The 26092-nt window shown below is 62.6% G+C and carries 23 protein-coding genes; 12 read left to right on the top strand and 11 right to left on the bottom strand.

What is annotated here, in order from left to right; genetic code table 11:
• Window positions 1–268: 268 nt before the first annotated feature.
• From AK81_RS25995 to AK81_RS25975, 5 genes are all read right to left on the bottom strand, one after another.
• Window positions 269–970: an ABC transporter ATP-binding protein gene (locus tag AK81_RS25995; protein WP_043203913.1), complete on the bottom strand. Its 702-nt coding sequence runs from the start codon at window positions 968–970 to the stop codon at window positions 269–271.
• A complete protein-coding gene (gene livG / locus AK81_RS25990) occupies window positions 971–1738 on the bottom strand; it encodes a high-affinity branched-chain amino acid ABC transporter ATP-binding protein LivG (protein WP_003254878.1) in 768 nt (255 codons plus the stop codon).
• Window positions 1735–2991 (bottom strand): high-affinity branched-chain amino acid ABC transporter permease LivM, encoded by a 1257-nt coding sequence (locus AK81_RS25985; RefSeq protein WP_043203911.1) that lies wholly within the window; start codon window positions 2989–2991, stop codon window positions 1735–1737. The genes livG and AK81_RS25985 overlap by 4 nt, the downstream gene beginning before the upstream one ends.
• The gene (gene livH / locus AK81_RS25980) at window positions 2988–3911 is read right to left on the bottom strand and encodes a high-affinity branched-chain amino acid ABC transporter permease LivH (protein ID WP_043203908.1); all 924 of its coding nucleotides are present in this window, start codon (window positions 3909–3911) and stop codon (window positions 2988–2990) included. Before livH ends, AK81_RS25985 begins: the two co-directional genes overlap by 4 nt.
• Before the next feature lie 186 nt (window positions 3912–4097).
• Window positions 4098–5213 (bottom strand): branched-chain amino acid ABC transporter substrate-binding protein, encoded by a 1116-nt coding sequence (locus AK81_RS25975; protein ID WP_043203905.1) that lies wholly within the window; start codon window positions 5211–5213, stop codon window positions 4098–4100.
• Between the two features lie 359 nt (window positions 5214–5572).
• Between AK81_RS25975 and AK81_RS25970 the strand changes: the two genes are divergently transcribed.
• Together AK81_RS25970 and AK81_RS28780 are read left to right on the top strand one after the other, a co-directional pair.
• On the top strand, window positions 5573–5884 hold the full coding sequence (locus AK81_RS25970) for a DUF2288 domain-containing protein (protein ID WP_043203902.1): 312 nt from the start codon (window positions 5573–5575) through the stop codon (window positions 5882–5884).
• A gap of 170 nt (window positions 5885–6054) precedes the next feature.
• On the top strand, window positions 6055–6942 hold the full coding sequence (locus tag AK81_RS28780; protein WP_081042154.1) for an NAD(P)-dependent oxidoreductase: 888 nt from the start codon (window positions 6055–6057) through the stop codon (window positions 6940–6942).
• Here the strand turns inward: AK81_RS28780 and AK81_RS25960 are convergent.
• Together AK81_RS25960 and rapA are read right to left on the bottom strand one after the other, a co-directional pair.
• The gene (locus AK81_RS25960; protein WP_043203900.1) at window positions 6842–9106 is read right to left on the bottom strand and encodes a putative bifunctional diguanylate cyclase/phosphodiesterase; all 2265 of its coding nucleotides are present in this window, start codon (window positions 9104–9106) and stop codon (window positions 6842–6844) included. The two genes, AK81_RS28780 and AK81_RS25960, sit on opposite strands and share 101 nt — an antisense overlap.
• Window positions 9107–9401: 295 nt before the next feature.
• Window positions 9402–12248 carry an RNA polymerase-associated protein RapA gene (gene rapA / locus AK81_RS25955; protein WP_043203897.1) on the bottom strand — a complete coding sequence of 949 codons (2847 nt, stop codon included), beginning with the start codon at window positions 12246–12248 and terminating at the stop codon, window positions 9402–9404.
• Window positions 12249–12410: 162 nt separating this feature from the next.
• On the opposite strand from rapA, the gene AK81_RS25950 reads away from it, so the two are divergent.
• The 7 genes from AK81_RS25950 (at window position 12411) to AK81_RS25925 (ending at window position 17343) form a co-directional block, all read left to right on the top strand.
• Window positions 12411–13106, top strand: coding sequence for a M949_RS01915 family surface polysaccharide biosynthesis protein (locus AK81_RS25950; protein ID WP_043203894.1), 696 nt, complete (start codon window positions 12411–12413; stop codon window positions 13104–13106).
• Between the two features lie 63 nt (window positions 13107–13169).
• A complete protein-coding gene (locus AK81_RS25945) occupies window positions 13170–13499 on the top strand; it encodes a hypothetical protein (protein ID WP_043203893.1) in 330 nt (109 codons plus the stop codon).
• Between the two features lie 67 nt (window positions 13500–13566).
• Entirely contained in the window at window positions 13567–13728 is a 162-nt protein-coding gene (locus tag AK81_RS30300; RefSeq protein WP_003254864.1) for a hypothetical protein, read from the top strand.
• Between the two features lie 134 nt (window positions 13729–13862).
• Window positions 13863–13979, top strand: coding sequence for a cytochrome c oxidase subunit CcoM (ccoM, locus tag AK81_RS30685; RefSeq protein WP_003254862.1), 117 nt, complete (start codon window positions 13863–13865; stop codon window positions 13977–13979).
• A gap of 300 nt (window positions 13980–14279) precedes the next feature.
• Window positions 14280–16268: an FUSC family protein gene (locus AK81_RS25935; RefSeq protein ID WP_043203891.1), complete on the top strand. Its 1989-nt coding sequence runs from the start codon at window positions 14280–14282 to the stop codon at window positions 16266–16268.
• Window positions 16255–16461 (top strand): DUF1656 domain-containing protein, encoded by a 207-nt coding sequence (locus tag AK81_RS25930; protein ID WP_043203890.1) that lies wholly within the window; start codon window positions 16255–16257, stop codon window positions 16459–16461. The genes AK81_RS25935 and AK81_RS25930 overlap by 14 nt, the downstream gene beginning before the upstream one ends.
• A 12-nt stretch (window positions 16462–16473) precedes the next feature.
• Window positions 16474–17343, top strand: a complete 870-nt coding sequence (locus AK81_RS25925; protein WP_043203888.1) for an efflux RND transporter periplasmic adaptor subunit — start codon at window positions 16474–16476, stop codon at window positions 17341–17343.
• Window positions 17344–17488: 145 nt separating this feature from the next.
• Here the strand turns inward: AK81_RS25925 and AK81_RS25920 are convergent, their stop codons facing one another.
• Window positions 17489–18247 carry an SDR family NAD(P)-dependent oxidoreductase gene (locus AK81_RS25920; protein WP_043203887.1) on the bottom strand — a complete coding sequence of 253 codons (759 nt, stop codon included), beginning with the start codon at window positions 18245–18247 and terminating at the stop codon, window positions 17489–17491.
• 110 nt (window positions 18248–18357) lie between these two features.
• Here AK81_RS25920 and AK81_RS25915 point away from each other — a divergent pair, with 110 nt between their 5' ends.
• Together AK81_RS25915 and AK81_RS25910 are read left to right on the top strand one after the other, a co-directional pair.
• Window positions 18358–19275, top strand: a complete 918-nt coding sequence (locus AK81_RS25915; protein WP_043203885.1) for a LysR family transcriptional regulator — start codon at window positions 18358–18360, stop codon at window positions 19273–19275.
• Between the two features lie 160 nt (window positions 19276–19435).
• The gene (locus AK81_RS25910; protein WP_043203883.1) at window positions 19436–19759 is read left to right on the top strand and encodes a DUF2025 family protein; all 324 of its coding nucleotides are present in this window, start codon (window positions 19436–19438) and stop codon (window positions 19757–19759) included.
• A 100-nt stretch (window positions 19760–19859) separates the two neighbouring features.
• Here AK81_RS25910 and AK81_RS25905 read toward each other — a convergent pair whose 3' ends face one another.
• Together AK81_RS25905 and AK81_RS25900 are read right to left on the bottom strand one after the other, a co-directional pair.
• Window positions 19860–22445 (bottom strand): bifunctional diguanylate cyclase/phosphodiesterase, encoded by a 2586-nt coding sequence (locus tag AK81_RS25905; protein WP_043203882.1) that lies wholly within the window; start codon window positions 22443–22445, stop codon window positions 19860–19862.
• Between the two features lie 51 nt (window positions 22446–22496).
• The gene (locus AK81_RS25900; protein ID WP_043203915.1) at window positions 22497–23570 is read right to left on the bottom strand and encodes a diguanylate cyclase; all 1074 of its coding nucleotides are present in this window, start codon (window positions 23568–23570) and stop codon (window positions 22497–22499) included.
• A 130-nt stretch (window positions 23571–23700) separates the two neighbouring features.
• Here AK81_RS25900 and AK81_RS25895 point away from each other — a divergent pair, with 130 nt between their 5' ends.
• Window positions 23701–24792, top strand: coding sequence for an MBL fold metallo-hydrolase (locus AK81_RS25895; RefSeq protein WP_043203880.1), 1092 nt, complete (start codon window positions 23701–23703; stop codon window positions 24790–24792).
• Between the two features lie 3 nt (window positions 24793–24795).
• Here the strand turns inward: AK81_RS25895 and AK81_RS25890 are convergent, their stop codons facing one another.
• Complete coding sequence (locus AK81_RS25890) at window positions 24796–25692, bottom strand: formate/nitrite transporter family protein (RefSeq protein ID WP_043203877.1); 897 nt, start codon at window positions 25690–25692, stop codon at window positions 24796–24798.
• Window positions 25693–26092 lie beyond the last annotated feature (400 nt).

The raw sequence follows: 26092 nt of genomic DNA, 5'->3' as shown, positions 1-26092 counted from the left end.
GCGGTGAGCAGCAGGGTGGGGGTGAGGCGCATGGGGCGGGCTCCGGGAATCTTTGGCAAAGAGCCGGCCACGTTACTCAGGCCGGCGGTGGATCTCAAGTTAATGGTTACCCGTGCCGGCCTCTTCGCGGGCTTGCCCGCTCCCACAGGTACTGCACAGTTTCTAATGGTTGTGGGTTTTCTGTGGGAGTGGGCAAGCCCGCGAAGAGGCCGGCACTGGCGATACATTTCTGGCAGGCAGAAAAAAGGGCCCGAAGGCCCTTTCCCGTTTAACCGCCGAGGTACGCGTCGCGCACCTTCGGGTCGGTCAACAGCGCTTCCCCCGTCCCCTGCATCACCACCCGGCCGTTCTCCAGCACATAGGCGCGGTCAGCGACCTTCAGCGCCTGGTTGGCATTCTGCTCCACCAGGAACACGGTCACGCCGTCGCGGCGCAGCTGTTCGATGATGTCGAAGATCTGCTGGATGATGATCGGCGCCAGGCCCAGCGAAGGCTCGTCGAGCAGCAGCAGCTTGGGCTTGCTCATCAGTGCCCGGCCAATGGCGAGCATCTGCTGCTCGCCACCAGACATGGTGCCGCCACGCTGGATGTAACGTTCCTTCAGGCGGGGGAACAGCTGCAACACCTTGTCCAGCTGCTCCTGATAGTCGCCCTTGTCGGTGAAGAAGCCGCCCATGGCCAGGTTTTCCTCGACGGTCAGGCGGGCGAACACGCGGCGGCCTTCCGGCACCACGGCGATGCTCTTGCGCATGATGTGCGAGGACGGCTGGCCGACCAGTTCTTCACCCAGGTACTTGATGCTGCCACTGTGCGCCTGCGGCGAGCCGCACAGGGTCATCAGCAAGGTCGACTTGCCGGCGCCGTTGGCACCGATCAGGGTGACGATCTCGCCCTGGTTGATCTCTACGTTGACGCTGTGCAGCGCCTGGATCTTGCCGTAGAAGGTGGAAACGTTTTCGAACTTCAGCATTTACGCTTCCCCCAGGTAGGCTTTGATCACATCAGGGTTGTCGCGGATCTCTTCCGGCGTGCCGTGGGCCAGGGGGGTGCCCTGGTTGATCACCACGATATGGTCGGAGATGCTCATCACCAGCTTCATGTCGTGCTCGATCAGCAGCACGGTGACGTTGTGCGACTCACGCAGGTAGGCGATCAGTGCCTTGAGGTCTTCGGTTTCCTTCGGGTTCAGGCCCGCCGCCGGTTCGTCGAGCATGATGATGCGCGGCTGGGTCATCATGCAGCGGGCGATTTCCAGGCGGCGTTGCTGGCCGTAGGCGAGGGTGCCGGCGGTACGGTTGGCAAATTCGGTCAGGTTGACCTTCTCCAGCCAGTACTGCGCGCGTTCCATGGCCTCCTTCTCGCTGCGGCGGAAGCTCGGGGTCTTGAACAGGCCGGCGAAGAAGTTGGTGTTCAGGTGACGGTGCTGAGCAATCAGCAGGTTTTCCAGCGCGGTCATTTCCTTGAACAGGCGCACGTTCTGGAAGGTCCGCACCACGCCCTTGCGGGCGATCTGATGGCCGGCCAGGCCCTGGATCGGCTGGCCGTCGAGCAGGATGGTGCCGCCGCTGGGCTTGTAGAAACCGGTCAGGCAGTTGAACACGGTGGTCTTGCCGGCGCCGTTCGGGCCGATCAGCGCCACCACCTGTTTTTCTTTCACGGTCAGGGCCACGCCGTTGACCGCCAACAAGCCGCCGAAGCGCATGCTCAGGCCGCTGACTTGCAGAATTTCGCGGCTCATCGACGCAGCTCCATGTGTGGACGTTGCATAGGCAGCAAGCCTTGCGGACGCCAGATCATCATCAACACCATCAGCGCACCGAACATCAGCATCCGGTATTCGCTGAATTCACGCATCAGCTCGGGCAGCAGGATCATCACGATGGCCGCGAGGATCACGCCCAGTTGTGAGCCCATGCCGCCGAGCACCACGATGGCGAGGATGATCGCCGACTCGATGAAGGTGAACGACTCCGGTGTGACCAGGCCCTGGCGCGCAGCGAAGAAGCTGCCGGCGAAACCGGCGAAGCAGGCACCGAGGGTGAAGGCCGAGAGCTTGATGATGGTCGGGTTCAGACCCAGCGCACGGCAGGCAATCTCGTCTTCACGCAGGGCTTCCCAGGCGCGGCCGATCGGCATGCGCAGCAGGCGGTTGATGACGAACAGCGCCAGCAGGGCCAGCAGCAGGGCCACCAGGTAGAGGAAGATGACCTTGTTGATCGAGTTGTATTCCAGCCCGAAGAACTCGTGGAAGGTCTGCATGCCCTCGGCGGCACGGCGTTCGAAGGTCAGGCCGAAGAACTCCGGCTTGGGGATGTTGCTGATGCCGTTGGGGCCGCCGGTCCAGTCGGTGAGGTTGCGCAGGAACAGGCGGATGATCTCGCCGAAGCCGAGGGTCACGATCGCCAGGTAGTCACCGCGCAGGCGCAGCACCGGGAAGCCAAGCAGGAAGCCGAAGGTGGCGGCCATCAGGCCGGCAATCGGCAGACACACCCAGAAGCTCCAGCCCAGGTAGTGCGAGAGCATGGCGTAGCTGTAGGCGCCGACGGCGTAGAAACCGACGTAACCGAGGTCGAGCAGGCCCGCCAGGCCGACCACGATGTTCAGGCCCAGGCCCAGCAACACGTAGATCAGGATCAGCGTGGCGATGTCGACCGCACCGCGCGAGCCGAAGAACGGCCACACCAGTGCCGCAACGATCAGACCAATGATCACATAGCGCTGGGTCTTGGGCAGGGTCAGGTAGTTGCTGACGGCCGGCGGGATCAGCTTGCGATCCGAACGGCGGCCCATCACCGAACTCCACTGCTTGTCGAACAGCACGCGCAGGAACATCAGTACCGAGCACACGGCGATGATGCTGATGGTGAACGACCCCTGGCTGTGCACGACCAGGCTGATGCCGTCGATGCTCAGTTTCAGGCCCAGTACCGGGAAGGCCACGGCCCATACCAGCAAGGCGCTGAAGAACGCCTGTTTGAGATTTTTGTTCATACTTTTTCAACCTCCGGGCGGCCCAGGATGCCGGTCGGCCGGAACAGCAAGACAAGAACCAACAAGCCGAATGCCACCACGTCCTTGTACTGGTCGCCGAAGATGTCGGCACCAAAGGCTTCGGACACGCCCAGCACCAGCCCGCCGAGCATGGCGCCCGGAATGCTGCCGATGCCACCCAGCACCGCCGCGGTAAAGGCTTTGAGGCCCACCAGAAAACCGGCGTTGGGGTTGATCACCCCGTACTGCATGCTCAGCAGCACGGCCGCCACGGCTGCCAGTGCGGCACCGATGACGAAGGTGAGGGCGATGATGTTGTTGGTGTTGATGCCCAGCAGGTTGGCCATCTTGATGTCTTCGGCGCAGGCGCGGCAGGCGCGGCCCAGGCGGGAACGGGAGATGAACAGGGTGAGTAGGGTCATGGCCACCAGGGTCACGACGAACACCAGGACCTGCATGTAGCTGATCAGTACTTCTTCTGCACCGCCTGGCCCGAACGAGAAGCTGCCGGGGATCAGGTTGGGGATGGACTTGTCCTTGGAGTCTTGCGAGAGCAAGACGGTGTTCTGCAGGAAGATCGACATGCCGATGGCAGAAATCAGCGGGATCAGACGGTTGCTGTTGCGCAAAGGGCGGTAGGCAACCCGTTCGATACTGTAGCCATAGGCACTGGTAACGAAGATCGTCGCGACGAAGGCAACGGTCATCAGGATCGGCAGCGAATGGATACCCATCATGGCCAGGCCCGCCAGGGCGATGAAGGCCACGTAGGAACCGATCATGTACACCTCGCCGTGGGCGAAGTTGATCATGCCAATGATGCCGTACACCATCGTGTAGCCGATGGCGATCAAGGCATAGGTGCTGCCGATGGTCAATCCATTAACCAGTTGTTGGAAGAAATGGTAGATCTCAGGCATTACAGCGCTCCTAAAAACCTGATTTGCATTTCGCTGGCGGGGGTATGCCAGGAAACCGCGGGTGACGGTTTTAAGATTTTCAGGTGGGCCTGCCCCCGGATCGCGGGGATCGGGCCCATGAACCTCGTAAAACAAAGCCCACTGCTCGCACAGTGGGCTTCTACGGTCAGCTATTTAGTCACGCAGTTACTGAGGGGATACTTCGGTCTTCGGCTTGCCGAAGTGCCATTCGTAGACCACGAACTTGAAGTCTTTCAGGTCGCCTTTGGCGTCGTAGGACAGATCGCCGGTCGGGGTCTTGAAGGAGCCGGCGTGGATGGCGGCTGCCACCTTGTCGGTGTCTTCGGACTTGGCAGCCTTGATGCCTTGGGCGATCAGCTCGACAGCCGAGTAGGCCGGGAACACGAACGGGCCGCTTGGGTCCTTGCCGTCAGCCTTGATGGCGTCGACGATGGCCTTGTTTTCAGGCTCGGCGTCGAACGACTTCGGCAGGGTGACCAGCAGGCCTTCGGAAGCGCCTTGGGCGATCTGCGAGATCGAGTCGTTACCCACGCCTTCCGGGCCCATGAACTTGGCTTTCAGGCCTTTTTCCTGAGCCTGGCGCAGGATCAGGCCCAGCTCTGGGTGGTAGCCGCCGTAGTAGACGAAGTCGACGTTGTTCTGCTTGAGCTTCTGGATGATCGAGGAGAAGTCCTTGTCACCCGCGTTCAGGCCTTCGAAGACGGCAACCTTGGTGCCTTTGCCTTCCAGGGTCTGCTTGACGGCGGTGGCGATGCCTTCACCGTATTGCTGCTTGTCGTGCAGGACGGCCACGACCTTCGGCTTGACGTGGTCGGCGATGTAGTTGCCGGCCGCTGGGCCCTGGGCGCTGTCCAGGCCGATGGTGCGGAAGATCAGCTTGTAGCCACGTGCGGTGATTTCCGGCGAGGTGGCGGCCGGGGTGATCATGATCACGCCTTCGTCTTCGTAGATGTCGGACGCAGGCTGGGTGGAGCTGGAGCACAGGTGACCGATGACGAACTTGACGCCGTCGTTGACCACTTTGTTGGCGACTGCCACGGCCTGTTTAGGGTCGCACGCGTCGTCATATTCCTTGGCTTCAAGCATTTTGCCATCGACGCCGCCTTTGGCGTTGATGTCCTTGATGGCCTGTTTGGCGCCGATGAACTGCATGTCGCCGTACTGGGTCACAGGACCCGTCTTAGGACCGGCGATGCCGATCTTGATGGTATCGGCGGCAAACGAATGGCTGGCTACCCCGGCCAGTACCATTGCGGCGAACAGCTTGGAAATCTTGATCATAGTGCTCCACTCATTCTGTTGTAATTCTTATAGACCTGGCGGCCAGGGCTACAGACCGGGCGGGATTTGCGGCGTGGCCATGCCAACGCGCAAGCCCACCTTCCCCCGGAACATGTCCCGGAACTGTACCGGTACAGTGTAGAGCGCTGTTCGAGCGCTTGAAAAGCGGTCAAAAAGTGCCTGTTTCCTGGGTTGTCGCTTGCTCGACCGAAAGATACAAAAAGGCGCCATCAAACTGCCTGTATCTGCGACCCCGCCCCACAAGTTCGGGGTCAATCGACCAAATTACATATTTGAAACCAGGTTTTTCTGCAAAAATGCCGACCTTTTTTATTGGCCGATTTTTGCGGATACCACCCATGACTGATCAAACAAGCACCCTCTATGCCAAATTGCTTGGCGAGACGGCAATCATCGAGTGGAAAGCGCTGGAGCGTTTCTGGGCCAAGGGTGACCTGATTTGGGTCGACCCAAGCCTGGACCTGATCACCGTTGCCGAGGCGATGGCCGAGAATCGCGGCGAGATCTTCGCCAAGTGGCGTAGTGATGGCACTGTTGGGCCCGTGTCGGCCGAGCAGGCGCTGGACCTGCAAAGCCGCGATCCAGAGATCTGGGCAGTGGTGGTTTCGCCGTTCATCGTGATTCAGGCGAAGCGTCCGGCTAAGGCATGATCTTTTTTGGTGCGCAAAAATGCGCAGCAGCCCCGTTTTGGTGCTTGAAGGCGTTCAAGACGGGTAGAGGTAAGTAACAATTCGGCGTGGCGGTAACAGTTTACGGGATGCGTAATGTGTCCACCGTTCCGGCCAGCCTGGAAAACAATTCGAATAGCCAGGAGTCATTGATGAGCACTGCACTACCTTCGCTTGGATTCGCCGGCATTGGCCTGATGGGCCTGCCCATGTGCCGACGCCTGCTGGCGGCGGGGTACCCGCTGACCGTGTGGAACCGCAGCCCGGACAAGTGTGCTGCGCTGGTCGCTGCCGGCGCGCGCCTGGCCAACAGCCCCGCCGAACTGTGCCAGGACAGCGACATGGTACTGCTGTGCCTGGCCGATACGGCCGTGGTGCGCGAGGTGGTGTTCGGCGAGCAAGGCATTGCACAGGGGGGGCGCAGTGGCCAGTTGCTGATCGATTTCTCCAGCCTGGAACCCACCGCTACCCGTGAAATGGCCGCCGAACTGGCGGTGCTGAGTGGCATGGCCTGGCTGGACGCCCCGGTGTCCGGCGGCACGCCAGGTGCCGAGGCCGGTACCCTGGCGATCATGGTTGGCGGTGAAGTGGCCGACCTGGAGCGCGCACGTCCAGTGCTGCAGGTGCTTGGTCAGCGCGTGACGCACATGGGGGCGGTGGGCGCCGGGCAGGTAACCAAGGCCTGCAACCAGATGATCGTGGCGTGCAATGCCCTGGTGATCGCCGAAGTGGTGGCACTGGCCGAGCAGTCGGGGGTGGACGCGACGCTGATCGCCGAGGCGCTGGCCGGTGGCTTTGCCGATTCCAAACCGCTGCAGATCCTCGCGCCGCAAATGGCCGAGAGCCGTTTCGAGCCAATCAAGTGGCACGTACGCACGCTGCTCAAAGACCTCGATGGCGCAGTCAAGTTTTCCCGTGAGCAGGGTTCGGCGACGCCGCTCAGTGGCCTCGCCGCGCAATTGATGCGCCTGCACGGTAGCCAGGGTTACCTGCAAAAAGATCCGGCGACCCTTGTAGAACTGTATCGCAACAAGGGCTGAGTACCTCGTTTTGGCGCTGCAGCCGCTCCAGTAGCGGCCGCAGCTCGCCCAGCGGAACCGGGCGGCCCAGCAGGTAGCCCTGCAGGTAGTCGCAGCCGTGGGCTTCAAGGAATGCTTGCTGCTCGGCGGTTTCCACGCCTTCGCTGACGACCTGCAGGTGCAGGGTATGCGCCATGACGATGATCGCCTGGACGATCTCGCGGTCCTTCTGGCTGCCCGGCACATCCTGCAGGAAGGTGCGGTCGATCTTCAGCACGTCCAGCGGCAGGCGCTTGAGGTAGGCCAGTGACGAGTAGCCAGTACCGAAGTCGTCGATCGACAGCGCCACGCCCAGGGCGCGCACGCGCTTGAGCAGGTTGACGGTACGCTGGATATCACCCATCAGGGCGTTTTCGGTCACTTCCAGCTCCAGGTGCCGGGAAGCGAGGCCTGCGTGGAATAGCGCCTTTTCCACTTCGTTGGGCAGTTCGTCGTGACTGAGGGTCACTGCCGAGCAATTGACTGTCACCTTGATGTCGCCATAACCGTGCCGCTGCAGGTGCGCCAGATCGGCGCAGGCGTGGCGCATTACCCACAGGTCAAGGTCGATGATCAGGCCGTTGGCTTCGGCAATGCCGATGAAGCGGCCAGGCGCCAGCAGGCCGTGCTGCGGGTGATGCCAGCGTACCAGGGCTTCGAGCTTGGCCACCTGCCCGCTGCGCATGTCGAAGATGGGTTGGTAATGCACGCACAGGCCCCGCTCTTCGAGCAGGGCGATGCGCAGCTCTTCTTCCAGTTGCAAAGCGAGTGTGGCCTGGGTTTTCAGGTTGTCGTTGAAAAAGTGCAGGCTATTGCGCCCACTGTCCTTGGACTGGTAAAGGGCCAGATCGGCATGCTTGAGCAGTTCTTCGGCGCTGGTGCCGTCGTCGGGGAAGATGCTGATGCCAATGCTGGTGGTCATGACCATACGCCGGCCACCCAGGTCGATGGGCTCTTTCATCCGTTGCATGATGCGTTGTGCCAGGTGGCGGGCTTCGTCGCAGCTGTTGAGGCTGGTGACCACACAGAACTCGTCGCCGCCCAGGCGTGCGACCAGGTCCTGATTGCGGGTGGCGGCCTTGATGTGGTTGGCGATCACCTTGAGCAGTTCGTCACCAGCGTCGTGGCCAAGGCTGTCGTTGATGCGCTTGAAATGGTCGATGTCGAGGAACATCACTGCCAGGCGGTTTTCAGTGGCCTGGTGATCGGCCAGGCGCTCGGCAAACACCTGGTTGAAGCCACGGCGGTTGACCAGGTTGGTCAGGGCATCGTAGTGCGCGGCTTGCTGCAGCGAGGCACGGGCCTGGTCCAGCTGGCTGAGCAGCATGCTGACCCGGCGCAGGTCGTGCTCCTTGCTCTGCAGCTTCTTGTCGGCCAGTGCGGCACTGATGCTGGCGCCACTGATCAGCAGGGTGATGAAGCCGATGCCCAGCGCCAGTTGCAGGCTGTTGTCGCCAGAGGGCAGGCGCAGTGCGGTGTCGGCGGGGATCACCAGGGTCATGGCTGACATGGCGGTGAAATGGGTGGCGACGATACCACCGGCCATCAGCAGGCTGGCGCCGTACTTCATGGCCTGGTGCAGGGTGCCGCTGCCATTGCGCAAGTATCGGGCCAGGCACAGCGCTGCCAGGCTGGTGAGCAGGGCAAGGGCAACGGAGGCCAGCAGCAGGCCAGTCTGGTAGTACTGGCGGGCGCCGGTTTCCATCGCAGCCATACCCACAAAGTGCATGAAGATGATGCCCAGGCCGATCAGTAGGGCGCTCAGCAGGAAGTGATGCGTTTTCATCTGGCTGCGGTCGAGGCTGTGCAGGGTCACCCAGGCCACGCCCAGGGCGATGAGCAGCGAAAGAATGGTCAGGGAAACGTCGTAGTGCACCTCCACTGGCGCCTGGAAGGCCAGCATGCTGATGAAGTGCATGGCCCAGATGCCACCGGCCAGGCAGCAGGCGCCAAGCATGTGCCATTGTCGGTGGGCAGTGGGGTCTTCGCTGTGGGAGTGGCGCTCGGCCATGTCCAGGGTCGCGAAGCAAGCCGCGCTGGCAACGAAGTAGGCGAGCAGCACCAGGAACGGTTCATGGCGGCAATCGATAACGATGCGCCCGGTTGCCGGAAGGTCGGCGAACAGTTGCAGCCCCAGCCATTCCATTGAGTGCCCCATGATCGAGTTTTCACTCGTCTGCGCTACAACCCTGTGCAGACTGTCCAGAGGCAGTATAGGAAGAGGTGTTTAAGCCTTCCTGAATAATGGCACATTGATTTCTACGATTTGGTTATCAGCCTGATCGCCAGCAGGCATAAAGAGAGGGATATCTAGGTGTGGGAGCAGCCTTGTGCTGCGAAGAGGCCGTATGCCCCACAAGATTATTGTGAGGTATACGGCCTCTTCGCAGCACAAGGCTGCTCCTACAGGAGGGTGGTCAGGCCACCAGGGGCGTGTCTGATCAGCCAGCTACCAGCACGCGAATGGCCTCCAGGCGCAAGGCGGCCTTGTCCAGCATCGCCAGGCCATCTTCACGCTGCTTGCGCAGGGCGTCGATCTCGCTGTCGCGCACGCTCGGGTTGACTGCTTGCAGTGCCACCAGGCGCGCCAGCTCTTCGTCGGCTTCGGCCGCCAGGCGGCGCTGGGCTTCGGCTACACGCTCGACGTGCGTCGGCATGATCTTCTCTTCACCGCCACTGATGCGCTTGGCCAGCACGTCACGCTGGGCCTGGACGAACTTGTTGGCGCTGGCACGCGGCACGCTTTCAAGCTGCTCGTTGAGGGTTTCGAAGGCCACGCGAGAGGCCAGGTCGTTGCCGTTGGCGTCGAGCAGGCAGCGCAGTGCCGCCGGCGGCAGGTAGCGGCCCAGTTGCAGGCTGCGTGGTGCCACCACCTCGCTGACGAACAGCAATTCGAGCAGTACGGTGCCCGGCTTGAGCGCCTTGTTCTTGATCAGCGCCACGGCGGTGTTGCCCATGGAACCGGACAGCACCAGGTCCATGCCGCCCTGTACCATCGGGTGCTCCCAGGTGAGGAACTGCATGTCTTCACGCGACAGCGCCTGGGCACGGTCGTAGGTGATGGTCACGCCTTCGTCGTCGCCCAGCGGGAAGCTGGCATCGAGCATCTTTTCGCTCGGCTTGAGGATCAGGGCGTTCTCGGAATGGTCTTCGCTGTCGATGCCGAAGGCGTCGAACAGGGTTTCCATGTAGATCGGCAGGGCAAACTGGTCGTCCTGTTCGAGAATGTCCTCGACCAGCGCCTGGCCTTCGCCGGCACCGCCGGAGTTGAGCTCCAGCAGGCGGTCGCGGCCAGAGTGCAGTTCGGCTTCCAGGCGCTCGCGCTCGCTGCGCGCGTCGGCCACCAAGGTATCCCAGGCTTTGCTCTCGCTACCTTCAAGCAACGACAGCAGGCGTGGGCCGAACTGATGCTGAAGGGCGTTGCCGGTGGGGCAGGTGTTCAGGAAGGCGTTAAGGCCCTCGTGGTACCACTGGAACAGGCGCTCTTGCGGGCTTTCCTGCAGGTACGGGATGTGCAACTGGATGGTGTGCTTCTGGCCGATCCGGTCGAGGCGGCCGATACGCTGTTCGAGCAGGTCCGGGTGCGCGGGCAGGTCGAACATCACCAGGTGATGGGCGAACTGGAAGTTGCGGCCTTCGCTGCCGATCTCGGAGCAGATCAGCACTTGAGCACCGAACTCTTCGTCGGCGAAGTAGGCAGCGGCGCGGTCGCGCTCGAGGATGTTCATGCCTTCATGGAACACCGAGGCCGGAATGCCGGAGCGCACGCGCAGGGCGTCTTCCAGGTCCATGGCGGTTTCGGCGTGCGCGCAAATCACCAGCACCTTGGTGCGCTTGAGCATCTTCAGGGTGTCGATCAGCCAGTCGACGCGCGGGTCGAAACGCCACCAGCGCTCGTCGTCAGCCACATCTCCCTGGGCCTGGAAGGCGACTTCCGGGTACAGCTCGGCGTGCTCGCCGGCTGGCAGGTCGCGGTACTGCTCGGGTGTGGCCAGCGGGTAAGGGTGCAGCTGGCGCTCAGGGAAGCCCTGGATTGCCGCACGGGTGTTACGGAACAGGACGCGGCCGGTGCCGTGGCGGTCCAGCAGCTCGCGGATCAGGCGTGCGCTGGCCTGGCTGTCGCCGTCGTTGACCGCAGCCAGCAGGGCTTCGCCTTCGGCACCCAGGAAACCCTGGATGGTGGCGTGGGCCTTGGGCGACAGGCGGCCTTCGTCAAGCAGTTCCTGTACGGCTTCGGCCACCGGGCGATAGTGCTCGCTCTCGGCGCGGAAAGCCGCCAGGTCGTGGAAGCGGTTGGGGTCGAGCAGGCGCAGGCGGGCGAAGTGGCTGTCCTGGCCAAGCTGCTCGGGGGTGGCGGTGAGCAGCAGCACGCCCGGGATCACCTGGGACAATTGCTCGACCAGGCCGTATTCGGCGCTGACCTGGTCTTCGTGCCAGACCAGGTGGTGGGCCTCGTCGACTACCATCATGTCCCAGCCCGCGGCAAACAGTGCGTCCTGGGCCTTTTCGTCGTCGACCAGCCATTCCAGTGCAACCAGCGCCAGCTGGGCATCCTCGAACGGGTTGCTGGCGTCGCTTTCGATAAAGCGCTCGGCATCGAACAGGGCCACCTGCAGGTTGAAGCGGCGGCGCATTTCCACCAGCCACTGGTGCTGGAGGTTTTCCGGCACCAGGATCAGCACGCGGCTGGCGCGGCCCGACAGCAGCTGGCGATGAATCACCAGGCCGGCCTCGATGGTTTTACCCAGGCCCACTTCGTCGGCCAGCAATACCCGTGGGGCGCTGCGGTCGGCGACTTCGCGAGCGATGTGCAATTGGTGGGCGATCGGTTGCGCGCGGCAGCCGCCCAGGCCCCACAGCGCCGACTGCATCTGCTTGCTGGTGTGCTGCAGGGTGTTGTAGCGCAGGCTGAACCACGACAGTGGGTCGATCTGCCCTGCAAACAGCCGATCACTTGCCAGGCGGAACTGGATGAAGTTCGACAGCTGGGTTTCTGGCAGGGTACGCGGCTGGTTCTGCCCGTCCAGGCCGTGGTAGACCATCAGCCCGTCGATGTCATCGACCTCGCGTACCGTCAGCTTCCAGCCCTCGAAGTGGGTGATCTGGTCACCTGGCGAGAAGCGCACGCGGGTCAGCGGCGCATTACGCAGGGAATACTGGCGGGTGTCGCCAGTGGCCGGGTAGAGCACGGTCAACAGGCGGCCATCCTGCGCCAGGACGGTACCCAGGCCGAGCTCTGCTTCGCTGTCGCTGATCCAGCGTTGCCCCGGTTGATACTGCTGCGCCATACTGCCTGAACTCCCGCGATGAAAAAGCCGATTATGTTAACGGATCGGCCGGTCAGACCAAAGTGCGAACGTACCGAAAGGTGCCGATCGACAACAGGAAGTAAGTCAGTCTAGCCGTTTCATCGCCTCGCACCGTGCAGCTGACGAGGGCCCCGGATCAACATGTCTGCCAAGCATCGCTGGATCAGCGCCTCCATGGCCGTGGGCAGCCTGTTGCTGCTGGCCGCCTGCGAGCAGAAAAACTTCGAGACTTTGCCCGCCATCCCGATGGAGCAGCTTGAGGTGCTGGGCGTGCAGACGCCGATCAAGAGCGTGCACTTTCGTGACCGCGACGGTGAAGGGCTGTTGGTGTTGAGCCGCAGCGATGGCCAGGCCAGCGACCCGGAAAGCGAGCAGGAAGTGGACAAGGTAGTACTCAAGGCCACCTTGTACGGGCGCACTGCCGAAAACGACGCATTCAAGGCACGCTGGCAGATCGAGCAGGAAACCACCTGCCCTGGGCTGGACCTGGACGTGGACTTCTATACCGACGTCAGTGATGTCAGCGACCTGAACAAGGACGGTGTCGCCGAGGTTACCGTGGCCAGCCACGCCTTCTGTGGCGGCGGCATCGACCCGCATGACATCGCCATCGAAATGCGCGAAGGGCAGGCCAGCTACACCATCACCGGCCAGTCGCTGATCAGCCCGGCGGGTGAGGAGCCAATCGGCGGCGATCGGGATGACAGTGCTTCGCTCAAAACCGCGCCGCAGTTGCTGCGCGATCACATGGACGCGGTCTGGCAACAGGTTTACAAGCGGCCCTGGAGCGAAGCCAGCCCACCCAGCGACGACGACCCTGATGACGAAGCCGAGTAAATGTTGTCCATGACATCAAGGTAAACCCGCGCCTGCCGATACAGGGGGCATAGGAGAACGTCCATGCTGCCGCCAATCATTCCGCTCAGTGCCGCCCCGGTGACCTCGCAACAGGACCCGGTCAAGCCGACCCCCGACATCAAGCCGGTGGTGCCGACGCAGCCTGCGTCCAGCGAAAGTGGCATCGACCTCAAGCACCAGCGCGACCCGCAGGAGCAGGTGCTGTTGCTGCGCGAGGAGCAGCGTCGCCAGCAGCAACGTCGCAAGCAGGGCGACCAGGACCGCTACAGTGCCGTGCCAGGTGACGAGGTAAACGCCGACAACACCGTGCCGGTCGCCCCGTTGATGGGCGAGCACGTACGCCAGGGGCTGCTGGTGGATATCGAAGTCTGACGCGGGGCTGGTCAGCGCCTGCGCCTGGCTTCATCATGCAAGCCTCAGTTGATCGTCGAGCCCACCCATGAGCCAAGACAACCTCATCGATTTTGATGCCGAACGCGCCAAGCGCGTCCACGACCTCAAGGAAAAGCGCCTGAACGAAATGCGCAACGCGTTCGAGCAGGCCCTGCCGTTGAGCACCAGCAAGAAAAAGAAGCCCAAGGGCAAACCGAAGAAGCGCTGAAATTTGACGCAGGTCAACCCTGCACCCGCCTCGCGTGCCCGGCCCCGGGCACCATTGACCCTGATCAATTTTCTCCTCCCTCACATTGGTTAACGTTCACCCATCGGACAACGGCAGACGAATGGGAGGCCAGCATGTTCTTCGACAACGTGGTTATCGCTGGTGTGGTAACGGTCGGGTTGATGGTCGCTTTCTTTGCCGGTCTGGGCATTTTCATCTGGAAGGACTCGAACAAGCGCAAGCCGCGCTGACCTTTCGGGTACACGAGCACGCAAGGCATTTAGGGCGACTTCGGTCGCCCATTTTTTTGCCTGCAATTTATGTGTTGCCTGTGCCGGCCCTTTCGCAGCACAAGGCTGCTCCTACAGGTTGAGCGCGATGCCAGATTCCATGGGATCTCTGTAGGAGCAGCCTTGTGCTGCGAAAGGGCCGGCACAGGCTTAGCGATGTCCCAATAAAGATGATTAGCTAGCTAATTAATCGTTTCCGCATTATCCTTCTCTCCATTGTCTATCTTTTCAGTACGACCATCCCCCCGCAAGGTCCGCCTAGTGCCCATCACCCTTCAGGCCCTGTTCGCCCCCAGCAGCCTCGCCCTCAAGTTCGCCATCAAGACCTTGCTCGGTGGCGGCCTGGCGTTGTGGCTGGCGATGCGCTGGGGCCTGGAGCAGCCGTCCTGGGCACTGATGACCGCCTTCATCGTCGCCCAGCCACTGTCAGGGATGGTGGTGCAGAAAGGCCTGGCACGGCTGGCCGGTACCTTGGTCGGCACGGTCATGTCAGTGGTGTTTATCGGCCTGTTTGCCCAGACCCCTGGCTTGTTCCTTATTGCCCTGGCGCTATGGCTGGCGCTGTGCACCGCTGCCTCGACCCAACTGCGCAGCGCCTGGGCCTACGCTTTTGTGCTGGCGGGCTACACCGCGGCGATCATTGCCTTGCCGGCCATCGACCACCCGCTGCAGGTGTTCGACCAGGCCGTGGCGCGCTGTACCGAGATCTGCCTGGGCATTTTCTGCGCCACCGCCACCAGTGCCTTGCTCTGGCCAATGCGGGTGGAGCAGCAATTGGGCGGGCAGGCTCGACAGGCCTGGCAAAACGGCCTGCAGGCTGCCAGTGCCATGCTGGGCGGCGAGGATGAGGCGCGCAAAGGCTTGTTGGACAGCTTGGGGCGTATCGTTGCCATCGACAGCCAACGTGAACATGCCTGGTTCGAAGGCAACCGCGGGCGGCAGCGAGCCCGCGCCATTCGTGGCCTCAGCCAGAAGCTGATGGTGCTGTTGCGCATCTCGCGCTCAGTGCGCCGGCAGTGGCGGCAACTCGATGAGCGTGAGGCAGCACACCTGGCACACTGGCTGGAAGAGGTTCGCGCGCTTCTGGCCAAACCCGACCAGCCCAGCCTGTTGCTGCTGCGCCAGCGCATCTGGGATGCCGCCCATGACGAGCAGATCAGTTCCACGGAGCACTACTGCCTGGCGCGCATGGCTTTGCTGCTGGACTACGCCATGGCCGCCAGCCTGGCGCTGGAGGATGTGGAGGCGGGCAGGGCGCCCAAGGATGTGTCCCAGGGCCTTGCCGTGCACCGCGACTGGTCCCTGGCTTTGTTGTTCGGTTCACGCAGCGCACTGGCCTTTCTGGTGATGAGCGGCTTCTGGCTGGCGACAGCGTGGCCTTCGGCACCGGGGGGGCTGGTGTTGACTTGCGTGGTCTGCAGCCTGTTCGCCAGCCGCGAGAACGGCGCGCAGATTGGCCTGAGCTTCCTGCGCGGGATCTTTCTGGCGATACCTGCGGCGTTTCTGGTCGGGCAGATCCTGCTGCCGCAATGGAGCAGCTTCGCCATGCTTTGCCTGGGCATGGGCGTGCCGCTGTTCCTCGGCGCATTGGGCATGGCCCACCCACGTACCGGGGCCACTGCCACTTCCTATTGCCTGCACTTCATTGTGCTGGTGTCCCCACTCAACGCCATGCAGTTTGGTGTGGCGACCATGCTAAACAGTGCGCTGGCGATGCTGGTGGGGGTGTCAGCAGCGGTAATGGCCTTTCGTTTACTGGTGTTCCGCCACCCGGCCTGGCTGGGCCGGCGCCTGCGGGCAGCCACCCAGAACGACCTGGTGCGCCTGACCCGGCGCGACCTGCGCGGGGCCGACAGCTGGTTTGGCGGGCGCATGGCCGACCGCCTGATGCAACTGGCGCGGCATGCTGGCGAGCTGCCCGAAAGCGAGCGCAAGCGCTGGGATGACGGCCTGCATGGGCTGGATATCGGCGATGAACTGGTGCACCTGCGTATGTGCCTGGCGGTTGCCCAGGCGCCCTTGGGGCGGGCCGAGCGCGAGTACTTGCAGCAAGTAGAGGCGGTACTGGCCAAAGGGCCTGCCGCCGGGCGTGGGCAACGCCTGGACGCCCCCAGTGAACAATTCATTGCTGCCTTGCGCGGGCTGCCTGCGAGTGACCCGCTGCGGCTGGCCGAAGGGGCGGTGCTGCAATTGCAGAAAAGCTGGGGCAAGTGGTGCCGCTGGCAGGAGGAAGCCCATGGGGTTGCGTGAATGGGAAGTGGGCGGCGTGCTGCTCAGCCCGTTTCTGCTTTATGTGTTGCTGGCGCTGGTGCTCACTGGCTTGCTGCGGCTGGTGGTGCAGGCGACGCCGTTGGGGCGCTGGATCTGGCATGAAGCGTTGTTCGATGCAGCGCTGTTCGTTTGTGTGTTGTTCCTGGTGGTGAGGCTGCTGGGAGCTTTATAAAGGAGTGTTTCGATGCGTGCGGCCGTACGTACCCTGGTGACGTTGTGTGTGGTGGCTTTGGCCGTTTGGGCCGGCTACCAGCTGTGGCAGTACTACATGCTTACGCCCTGGACCCGCGACGCCCGTGTGCGCGCCGATGTGGTGGTGATCGCCCCTGACGTGTCCGGCTGGGTACGTGAACTCAAGGCCCGTGATAACCAGCAGGTCAAGGCTGGCGACCTGTTGATGAGCATCGACCGCGAGCGCTTCCAGGCGGCCTTCGACCAGGCAAGCGCGGTGACCGAGACCCGCACGCAGCAACTGCGCTTGCGCGAGCGCGAGGCAGCCCGGCGTACCGCCTTGGGGCCAGAGGCGATCAGTGCCGAGCTGCGTGAAAACGCCCAGATCAATGCCGCCATCGCCCGTGGTGAACTGCATGAGGCCGAAGCGCAGTTGCAGGTTGCCAAGATCAACCTGGCGCGCAGTGAAGTGCGCGCACCGCGCAGTGGGCACATCACCAACCTGCGGCTGGCCGAGGGCAACTATGTGAACACCGGGCAATCGGTGATGGCCCTGGTGGATGATTCAACCTTCTATATCCAGGCTTATTTCGAGGAAACCAAGCTGCCGCGTATTCGCGTGGGGGACACGGTGAACGTCTGGCTGATGGGCGCGGGCGAACCGATGCAAGGGCATGTGCAGAGCATCAGCCGCGGCATCACCGACCGCAACAGCAACCCGGACAGCCAGTTGCTGCCGGAGGTGGAGCCAACCTTCAACTGGGTACGCCTGGCCCAGCGCATACCGGTAAGGATTCGCCTGGACCAGGTGCCGGAAGGGGTGACCCTGAGTGCAGGCATGACCGCGAGCGTGCAGGTGCATGAGGGCCGGGGCGAGCAGTGATGGTGCTGCCTCGTTAACCTGTAGGAGCAGCCTTGTGCTGCGAAGAGGCCAGTGCAGGTACTGTAGTTGTGTTGGCCACGCCGGCCTCTTCGCAGCGCAAGGCTGCTCCTACAGGTTCGGCGCATCGCCTGGCGTGCCGTGAGGCTCAGAGGAACATGCCGCCCGACACTTCCAGCCGCTGCCCGGTAATCCAGTTATTGCCGTCTTCCAGCAACAGCGCAATTGCCGCCCCGATATCATCCGGCAAGCCCACCCGGCCCAGCGCCGTGTTGCCGGCAATGTACTCATTCACCTGCTGGTTATCCCGCACCACGCCGCCGCCAAAATCAGTCTCGATCGCCCCCGGCGCCAGAATGTTCACGCGAATGCCACGCGCGCCCAGTTCCTTTGCCTGGTAGCGGGTCAGCACCTCCATGGCGCCCTTCATCGCGGCATAGGCGGCATACCCCGGCAGTGCAAAGCGTGCCAGGCCGGTGGAAATGTTGACGATGCGGCCATTGTCGACCAACAGCGGCAGTAGACGCTGGGTGAGGAAAAACGGCCCTTTCAGCTGAATGTTCAGCAACTGGTCGAACTGCGCCTCGCTGGTTTCGGTATACGGCACGTTCAGCCCAATCCCGGCATTGTTCACCAGAAAATCAAAACGCTCGCGGCCAAAGTGCTGCTGCAGGGTGGTGCTCAGGCGCTCGGCGAAGCTGGCAAAACTGCTGCTGTCGCCAACATCCAGTTGCAACATGGCCGCCTTGACCCCGGCCTGCTCCAGTCGGGCGACTACGGCTTGGGCTTCGTCGGCCTTGCTGTGGTAGGTGCCGATGACATCGATACCGCGTGCGGCCAGGTGTTCGGCAGCATTACGGCCGAGGCCGCGGCTGGCGCCAGTGATCAAGGCAATTTTGCGGGTCATGGTGAAAACCTCATGTGGGTTGATGAGGACAGGTTATTGGTCGAATGGAGGCTGTTAAATCCTGTAAATATGGAAATACTGTTCGCCAAAACCGGATAGTCGAGGCCCGAATGAACAAGTTGGAGTTGTTGCGCACCTTCGTGCGGGTCAGCGAGGTCAGCAGTTTCACCCTGGCTGCCGAGCGCCTGGGGCTGCCGCGGTCGACCGTGTCGGAGCAGGTAAAGGCGCTGGAACGCTTGCTGGGCACGCAGTTGTTCCACCGTACTACCCGCCGGGTACAGGCGACCCAGGATGGCGCCTTGCTGTACGAGCGTAGCAAGGACCTGCTGTCAGGCATGGATGAAATCGAGAGCCTGTTCAGTGCCGACGATGCCGAGCTGGCCGGGCGCCTGCGCATCGACCTGCCGACCATGATGGCCCGGCGGGTCATCATTCCGGCGTTGCCGCAGTTTCTGCAGCGTTTTCCGCGGCTGGAAGTAGAGCTCAGTTGCACCGATCGCCAAGTCGATCTGCTGCGCGAAGGGTTTGACTGCGTGATGCGCATTGGTGCCCTGCATGACCTGGATGTGGTGGCACGGCCGGTCGGGCAACTGAGCATGCGCAACTGTGCCAGCCCCGCCTACCTGGCCCGCTTCGGGGTGCCGCAGGCGCCGCAGGAACTGGCCGGGCACCAGCTGGTGCACTACGTGCGCACCTTGGGTGCACGCAGCGCGGGTTTCGAATACCTGCAAGGGGGTGAGCTGCACTACCAGGCCATGGCGGGTGTGGTCACGGTCAACAACGCCGAAGCTTACTCGGCGGCCTGCCTGGCCGGGCTGGGGTTGATTCAGGTACCGGCGGTGGGTGTGGCCGAGTACCTGCAGCGGGGCGAGCTGGTTTCACTGCTGCAAGACTGGCAGGCACCGGCCATGCCGGTGTCGCTGCTGTATGCCCGACAACGGCACGTGCCGCGCCGGGTTCAGGCGTTCATGCAGTGGCTGACGGCAGTGCTGGCGTCGCAGGTTGACCCAGCGCCAAGTGAACGCTGAACAGGGTGCCGGGTGCAGCTGTAAAGGTGCTCGGCAAGCACGAAAAACCTTGGCGAACGGCCTGGCACTTGGGTTAGGCTGCCGCTTGCGAGTTGCCCGGTAGAGGCGGCCGATCCCCGCCAGGCGTGCGTATCTTCCGATTTCATTGCGAGGTTACGTCATGGCCATCACTTCCCAGGACATCTGCAACGCCGCCGACCAGCTCAAGGGCTTTGTCGGTTTTCATGGCAAGCGCGGCGTTCATATCGTGCGTTTTTCCGAGGACTCGTTCGGCATGGACGTGGCCGACGACAGCATTACCCCCTGCAGCGAGTTTGTCTGGCGTCCCGAGCAGGGGCAGAGAATGGCGCTGTGCCGTGAGCGGCTGGCGCTGCTGCTGGAGCAGCATGTGGATGATCGGCTGAATATTGCTGAGCCACTGCGTGCCTACCTGCGCCGCCAGGACCTGCCAGAGATTGTGGCCGAACGCAGCGTGCAGCAGTAAACCCGGCCCTTGTAGGAGCAGCCTTGTGCTGCGAAGAGGCCGGTGAGGCCACCATCAACTGTGCAGCTTGTACCGGCCTCTTCGCAGCACAAGGCTGCTCCTACAAGGGCTGTGCAGTGCTTTGGGATGTCTGGTGCAACAACGCCGCCAGCCCCGCACTGTCCAGCGGCCGGCTCATGTAAAAGCCCTGCACCTCATGGCAGCGGTCCTTCTCCAGCGCCTTGAGCTGCTGTTCGCTCTCCACACCTTCGGCCGTCACCGTCAGCCCCATCGCCTCACCCAGGTTGATGATGGCCTGAACCACGGCGCGGTCGCTGCCGCCGTTGCTGTTCAGGCCACTGATGAAGCGCTTGTCGATCTTGATGCTGTCGAACGGGTAGGTGCGCAGGTAGCCCAGCGACGAGTAGCCGGTGCCGAAATCGTCCATGTTCAGGCGCACGCCCAGCTCCTTGAGCGACAGCATGGTGCCTAGCGCGCCCTCGATGTCGTTGAGCATCACGTTTTCGGTAATTTCCAGTTCCAGGCGCTGCGCCGGGAAGCCCGTGTCCAGCAGGATCTCGCGCACATCGGCGACCACGTCGCTGCGCAGGAACTGCGCAGGCGACAGGTTCACCGAAACCACAATGTCGGCGGGCCAGTCATGGGCAGTGCGGCAGGCTTCGCGCAGCACCCAGCGGCCCAGCGCGACAATGATGTCGCTCTGCTCGGCCAGCGGGATGAAGGTGTCCGGCCCCAGCAACCCTTCCTGTGGGTGCTGCCAGCGCAGCAAGGCTTCGACCGCGACGATGCGCAGGTCGCTGAGGCGGTAGCGTGGCTGGTAATGCAGCTCGAACTCCTGGTTGCGCAGGGCTCGGCGCAAGTCGTTTTCCAACTGGCGACGGTACTGGATCTGCTGGTTCATTTCGGCGGCAAAGTAACGCCAGGTATTCTTGCCATCGGCCTTGGCCTGGTACAGGGCAATGTCGGCGCAACGGATCAGTTCGCCGGCATCGAAGCCCTGGGTGCGGGTCTGGGCGACGCCGATACTGACGCCGACGTGCAGCGGTTGGCTATCGAAGGTGATGGGTTGCTGCAGCAGGCTGATCAGCCGGGCGCAGAAGCGGTCGACTTCGCTGAGGTTGTCCATGCCGCTGAGTACCAGAATGAACTCGTCGCCGCCCAGGCGTGCGACCAGGTCGCCATCGCGGGTGGTGTCGCGCAGGCGCGTCGCCACTTCCTGCAGCACGGCATCCCCGGCGCCATGGCCGAGGGAGTCGTTGATCGGCTTGAAGTTGTCGAGATCCAGCAGCAGCAGGGTCAGTGGCGGCGAGTCACTGCCGCGCAGCAGGGCCTGCTCCAGGTGCCTGGCGAGCTTGTTGCGGTTGGCCAGCCCGGTCAGTGGGTCGTGCAGCGACAGGTGCTGGATGCGCGCGTGGGCGTCGACTTCGTCGGTGATATCGCTGGCGGTGCCACGAAAACCGATGGGTGTGTCGTCATGCCAGATGGCGCGGGCCGAAATCCTGCAGTAGCGGTTCTGGCCATTCTGGTCGCGGTAAGTACAGCGCAGGTTGGCCAACTGTTGCGGGTCTGCGTTGGCGAGGGCGTCCAGCCAGGGCGAGAGCGGCGTGGTATCGCAGGCCAGCAACTGGTTCAGCGGGTGGCCCAGCCAGTCGTCCACCGGGTAGCCGGTGACATTGGCAAAGCGCTGTGACAGGTAGGTCAGGCGTTGTTGCCGGTCGGTTTCCCAGATCCAGTCGGATGCCGACTCGGCCACCGCGCGAAACCGCTGCTCGCTGGCCTTCAGGGCCTGGTTGCTGTGCTGCAAGTGCGAAAGCGTGAGGCCGATTGCCCGCGAGCTGCGCAAGGTGAGGCGGAACAGGTACAGCATGATCAGGCCAAGTATCAGCAGCGCGCCCAGCAGGGCTGGCATTACCGCCCACAGCAATTGGTGCCCGGGCAGCGGGCTGCTCCAGGACAGGTGATAGCCGGTGTCACCCAGGTCGATACGCAGGTGGTCATGCTGCTGCATGTCTTCCTTTTCCACATGCATGCCGGTCAGCCCGGCACCCTTGCCCAGCTGCGCCAGTTTTTCTTCGGTAAGCTGGTCGACGAACAGCATCACTGGCGCCTGGCTTACCTCGCTGTCGGTGACGTCGCGGTCCGGGCGTACGGCTGCGGCACTGAGTACGGCCGGCCAGCCATTGAACAGCACGAAACGGGTGATCTGCTCGCGGGATATTGCTGCCGCACGGGCCTGGTCGATGATCGGCTGCAGCGGTGCTTCTATATAAGTGTTGGCGCCTGCCTGGCTGGGCTGGCCTTTGAACAAGGCATAGGTGGTGCGGTCGTTTTCCACCACGAACACCCCTTCGTAGCCACTGGCGGTATACAGCGACTCGCCTATGTTCTTTTCCTCGTAGGCCCACTGCCAGTCGGTGTGGCCCGCCAGGTGCTCGAAGGCCGCATCCCATACGGCATAGCTGGACAGAAACTGGCGCGAGGCCAGCAGCCGTTGTTCCAGCGCCTGGTTTGCATGAAAGGCGCTACGCTGGCGCTCCTGCTGGTCGAGCGTGGTCGCGATATTGAATAGCGCTCCGAGGGTGACCAGGCAGGCCAGCCCGAACACAGCGCTGAAACCGGCAATCAGGTGGCGCACCTGAAAACGCGGCGTGGGGCTTGGGGGTGGAAGGTTGGCGGTCCTGGCCATGCGCGAGCGGCTCCTTCAAGCAGCCCCCCGCCGGGCAGTCAGGCAGGGGGTTCAATCAGGATAGGCCAGCCTGAGCGTCGCAGCCTCGCCGCGGGCAAAATTGACCTGGTCGCGGCCTGCGTGCTTGGCGGTGTACAGCGCCTTGTCCGCTTGTTCCAGCCAGTGTTCCGGGGATTCCAGGCCAGCCTCGAACGCTGACAGGCCAATGCTGAGGCTGATGCGCAGGTGCGGCAACTGCGGGTTACGGTAGTTGGCGACCCGTTCGCGCAGGCGCTCCATGGCGTGGCAGGCCTGGGCTGCGCTGGTGTCCGGCAGGATGACGCAGAACTCGTCGCCGCCGTAGCGCCCGGCCTGATCACCTTCGCGCAGGTTGCGCCTTAGCTCGGCAGTGAGCTGGCGCAGTACACAATCGCCGACCACGTGGCCGAAAGTGTCATTGATGGTCTTGAAGTGGTCGATGTCGATCAGTGCAATGACCGCGCCCCCCTGTTGCTGTTTACAGCCCTGGAACTTCAACAGCAGCAGGTCTTTCCAGGCGCCATGGTTGAGCAGCCCGGTCAGGCTGTCGGTGAGGCTCAGGGCGCTCAGTCGGCGCTTGTGGTCGGCCAGCTTGATCGCCAGCTGGTAGCACACCCAGCCCAGGGCCAGCGGGTACAGCGTCAGCATCGGCAGGCAGGCATAAACCTGCAGGGGCGTGGCGTTCAGCTGCAGGCCGGGGCCGAGCACCAGGACGGCGACAAGCATGCCGGCCAGTTGGGCCAGCGCCCCGCGCACGACCAGCCGCTTGCCGCCGGCAGAAACATTGTTCATGGTCATCATCGACAGCACGGTCACACTGGGCAACGGGTTGAAGTGCATGGCGGCAGTCCAGAACCCACCCATCAGTGAATCGAGCAGCAAATTGCGCTGTTCCGCCTGGTAAGGGGTTGCCGAGCGGCTAGCCCACATATAAGCCACGTGCGGCCACAGCAGCCCGTTGAACAGCAGCAGCCCCCATAGCCAGGCAGGCGGCGCCAGCGGAGCCATGCCAGCCATTACGCTGAGCAGGCCGATGCCCAGGCCGATAACGCGCGGCAGGTAGATGCGCTTGACGAATGAAAGGCCTTTGCCGCTGCGGTTGTCCATCATGGTCATTGTTCTTCTGCCGGGGTACCGTTTATCGCATAACTCACGTGAATATTGTTGAACACAGTTTCATCGGCGAAAAATGACCTTGCAAGCCAATTCACGGTTGATGCGATCACTGTGGGGTAACATGAAGGCTTTCCTGTTGCTTGGAGTGTTGCTGATGGTCCCTTTGGCCAACCACGCCGGCGAGACGGCACCCCAGCAAGATGGACGTTTCCACAACCAGGCGATGCGGCCGCAGGATGGCGTGTTGAAAAAACTGCGCATCGGGCTCAAGTACCTGTTCCTGCGCAAGCCGCCACAAACCCGGCCAGCCACGCCGATCAGCCTCCAGCCGATGACCCGCCAGCAGGTGCTCGATGCCCCGGACCACAGCTTGTGGCGCCTGGGCCATTCCACGGTATTGCTGAAATTGCGCGGGCGCTTCTTTATTACCGACCCTGTGTTCGCCGAGCGCGCCTCGCCCGTGCAGTGGGCCGGCCCGTTGCGCTTCCATGCGCCGCCGCTGGCGCTGGACCAGCTGCCGCCGCTGGCTGCGGTTGTGCTGTCGCACGATCACTTCGACCACCTCGACGAACAGGCGATTCGCCAGTTGGCGCCGCGCACCGGCGTGTTCCTGGCACCACTGGGCGTGGGTGACCTGCTGATGCGCTGGGGTGTGGCCCCGGCAAAAGTGCGGCAGCTCGACTGGTGGCAGGAGAGCATCGTCGAAGGTGTGCGTTTTATCGCCACCCCGGCGCAGCACTTTTCCGGGCGCGGGCTGCTGGACAGCAATCGGACGCTATGGGCGTCCTGGGTGATCGTCGATGAGGATGTGCGGGTATTCTTCAGTGGCGATACCGGGTACTTCGACGGTTTCAAGCAGATAGGCGAGCGTTTCGGGCCGTTCGACCTGACCATGATCGAAACGGGCGCCTACAACGTCGCCTGGCCCGATGTGCACATGCAGCCGGAGCAGAGCCTGCAGGCCCACCTGGATTTGCGCGGGCGCTGGATGCTGCCGATACACAACGGCACCTTCGACCTGTCCACCCACGGCTGGCAGGAACCCTTCGAGCGCATACTCACGCTGGCCAACCAGGCTCAGGTGCGCTTGAGCACGCCGCAGATGGGCGGGCGGGTCAGCCTTGACTCGCCGCATGCCGGGCAGAACTGGTGGCAGCCGCGGCCTTTGCGTCAGCGGGGCCAGGCGAATGAGCGCACAATGGCGGCACGCTGATCTTCAATGTTTATCGTCCCTGCTGCGCGAGGGCCGGTCCTGGTCGTCTTTCAATAGTTGCGAAGGCGGTTTGCCGCTGTCACTGCGTACCTGGGCATGGCTGATCAGGGCGAAGATAAAGCTGCCGCCAACAATGTTGCCCGCCAGGGTCGGCAAGGCGAACTCCAGCCAGAAGCTGCGCCAGGTCTCATCGCCGGCCCAGACCAGATAAGACACTTCGACCGAGCCCACTACTATATGGGTGAAGTCGCCAAGGGCCATCAGGTAGGTGATCATCAGGATGATCCAGATCTTGGCGTGCTCCATGGACGGAATCATCCAGACCATGGTGGCGATCATCCAGCCCGAGACGATCCCCTTGGCGAACATCTGGCTGACGTCGTTCTTCATGACCTTGCGGCCGATCTCCAGGAAGGCCACATCGGTCTTGCTGTCGAAGATCGGCAGCTCCAGCATGACCCAGGCCACCAGCAGGGTGCCGGCCAGGTTGCCGAGCAGTACAACGCCCCACAGGCGCAGCAGGCGACCGAAATTGGCCAGGGTAGGGGAGGTCATCACGGGCAGGACGGCGGTGAGGGTGTTTTCGGTAAACAGTTGCTGGCGTGCCAGGATAACGGCGAGGAAGCCGGCGCTGTAGCCGATGCTGGCAACCACCTGTGCACTGTCACCGTCCGGCAGGCGGGCGTAGAACAGCCCCATGGCCATCAGCGACAGCCCCATTGACAAGCCGGCGGCCAGTGCCGACCACCACAGCGCGGCGAGCGTACGCTCAAGCTCCTGGTCGCCCTGGGAGCGAATGATCTCGTGCAGCACTGCCGCCCGCGGCGGCTGGTTGTGGCTGACCTCCTGCTCTTCATCTGCAGACAGGCCCGGGGTTTTCTCGCTTTGCCCATCGCTCATGGCCGCTACGCTCCGTGGGGGTGTTTCTTTACAGATCCGCGGCGCTTTCATTAGTTGCCAGGTGGCAGCCAAACACATTCGGAAAGTTTTTTAGATCAAGGTGTTGACTCTAATTTCAAAGCGCGTATTATTCGCCTCCTCGCAGCGACAAACGCTTCGGGGCAAGCGGTAAGTGTTTGAAGTTGTTAGCTTTCGAAAGAAAGCGGTTGTAAAAAACTTCAAATAAACGCTTGACAGCAAATGAGGAAAGCGTAGAATGCGCGCCTCGGTTGAGACGAAAAGCTCTTAACCAAACGCTCTTTAACAAATTGAATCAAGCAATTCGTGTGGGTGCTTGTGAGTATGGACTGATAGTCAAAAAGATTATCAGCATCACAAGTGACCATGCGAGAAATCACAT

The organism is Pseudomonas putida W15Oct28 (assembly GCF_000708715.2).
GTDB lineage: Bacteria > Pseudomonadota > Gammaproteobacteria > Pseudomonadales > Pseudomonadaceae > Aquipseudomonas > Aquipseudomonas putida_R.
Note: the sequence above shows the minus strand (reverse complement) of the source record. Positions and strands in the feature narration are given on the sequence as shown.

Excerpts from the sequence above, each read along its gene's own strand:
- AK81_RS25890 (WP_043203877.1), bottom strand. The coding sequence starts at position 25,692 with ATGAGCGATGGGCAAAGCGAGAAAACCCCGGGCCTGTCTGCAGATGAA.
- AK81_RS25970 (WP_043203902.1), top strand. The coding sequence starts at position 5,573 with ATGACTGATCAAACAAGCACCCTCTATGCCAAATTGCTTGGCGAGACG.
- AK81_RS25985 (WP_043203911.1), bottom strand. The coding sequence starts at position 2,991 with ATGAACAAAAATCTCAAACAGGCGTTCTTCAGCGCCTTGCTGGTATGG.
- AK81_RS25925 (WP_043203888.1), top strand. The coding sequence starts at position 16,474 with ATGCGTGCGGCCGTACGTACCCTGGTGACGTTGTGTGTGGTGGCTTTG.
- livH (WP_043203908.1), bottom strand. The coding sequence starts at position 3,911 with ATGCCTGAGATCTACCATTTCTTCCAACAACTGGTTAATGGATTGACC.
- AK81_RS25915 (WP_043203885.1), top strand. The coding sequence starts at position 18,358 with ATGAACAAGTTGGAGTTGTTGCGCACCTTCGTGCGGGTCAGCGAGGTC.
- AK81_RS30300 (WP_003254864.1), top strand. The coding sequence starts at position 13,567 with ATGAGCCAAGACAACCTCATCGATTTTGATGCCGAACGCGCCAAGCGC.
- AK81_RS25900 (WP_043203915.1), bottom strand. The coding sequence starts at position 23,570 with ATGGACAACCGCAGCGGCAAAGGCCTTTCATTCGTCAAGCGCATCTAC.
- AK81_RS25950 (WP_043203894.1), top strand. The coding sequence starts at position 12,411 with ATGTCTGCCAAGCATCGCTGGATCAGCGCCTCCATGGCCGTGGGCAGC.
- livG (WP_003254878.1), bottom strand. The coding sequence starts at position 1,738 with ATGAGCCGCGAAATTCTGCAAGTCAGCGGCCTGAGCATGCGCTTCGGC.
- AK81_RS28780 (WP_081042154.1), top strand. The coding sequence starts at position 6,055 with ATGAGCACTGCACTACCTTCGCTTGGATTCGCCGGCATTGGCCTGATG.
- AK81_RS25930 (WP_043203890.1), top strand. The coding sequence starts at position 16,255 with ATGGGGTTGCGTGAATGGGAAGTGGGCGGCGTGCTGCTCAGCCCGTTT.
- ccoM (WP_003254862.1), top strand. The coding sequence starts at position 13,863 with ATGTTCTTCGACAACGTGGTTATCGCTGGTGTGGTAACGGTCGGGTTG.
- AK81_RS25995 (WP_043203913.1), bottom strand. The coding sequence starts at position 970 with ATGCTGAAGTTCGAAAACGTTTCCACCTTCTACGGCAAGATCCAGGCG.
- AK81_RS25975 (WP_043203905.1), bottom strand. The coding sequence starts at position 5,213 with ATGATCAAGATTTCCAAGCTGTTCGCCGCAATGGTACTGGCCGGGGTA.
- AK81_RS25905 (WP_043203882.1), bottom strand. The coding sequence starts at position 22,445 with ATGGCCAGGACCGCCAACCTTCCACCCCCAAGCCCCACGCCGCGTTTT.
- AK81_RS25960 (WP_043203900.1), bottom strand. The coding sequence starts at position 9,106 with ATGGAATGGCTGGGGCTGCAACTGTTCGCCGACCTTCCGGCAACCGGG.
- rapA (WP_043203897.1), bottom strand. The coding sequence starts at position 12,248 with ATGGCGCAGCAGTATCAACCGGGGCAACGCTGGATCAGCGACAGCGAA.
- AK81_RS25895 (WP_043203880.1), top strand. The coding sequence starts at position 23,701 with ATGAAGGCTTTCCTGTTGCTTGGAGTGTTGCTGATGGTCCCTTTGGCC.
- AK81_RS25945 (WP_043203893.1), top strand. The coding sequence starts at position 13,170 with ATGCTGCCGCCAATCATTCCGCTCAGTGCCGCCCCGGTGACCTCGCAA.
- AK81_RS25920 (WP_043203887.1), bottom strand. The coding sequence starts at position 18,247 with ATGACCCGCAAAATTGCCTTGATCACTGGCGCCAGCCGCGGCCTCGGC.
- AK81_RS25910 (WP_043203883.1), top strand. The coding sequence starts at position 19,436 with ATGGCCATCACTTCCCAGGACATCTGCAACGCCGCCGACCAGCTCAAG.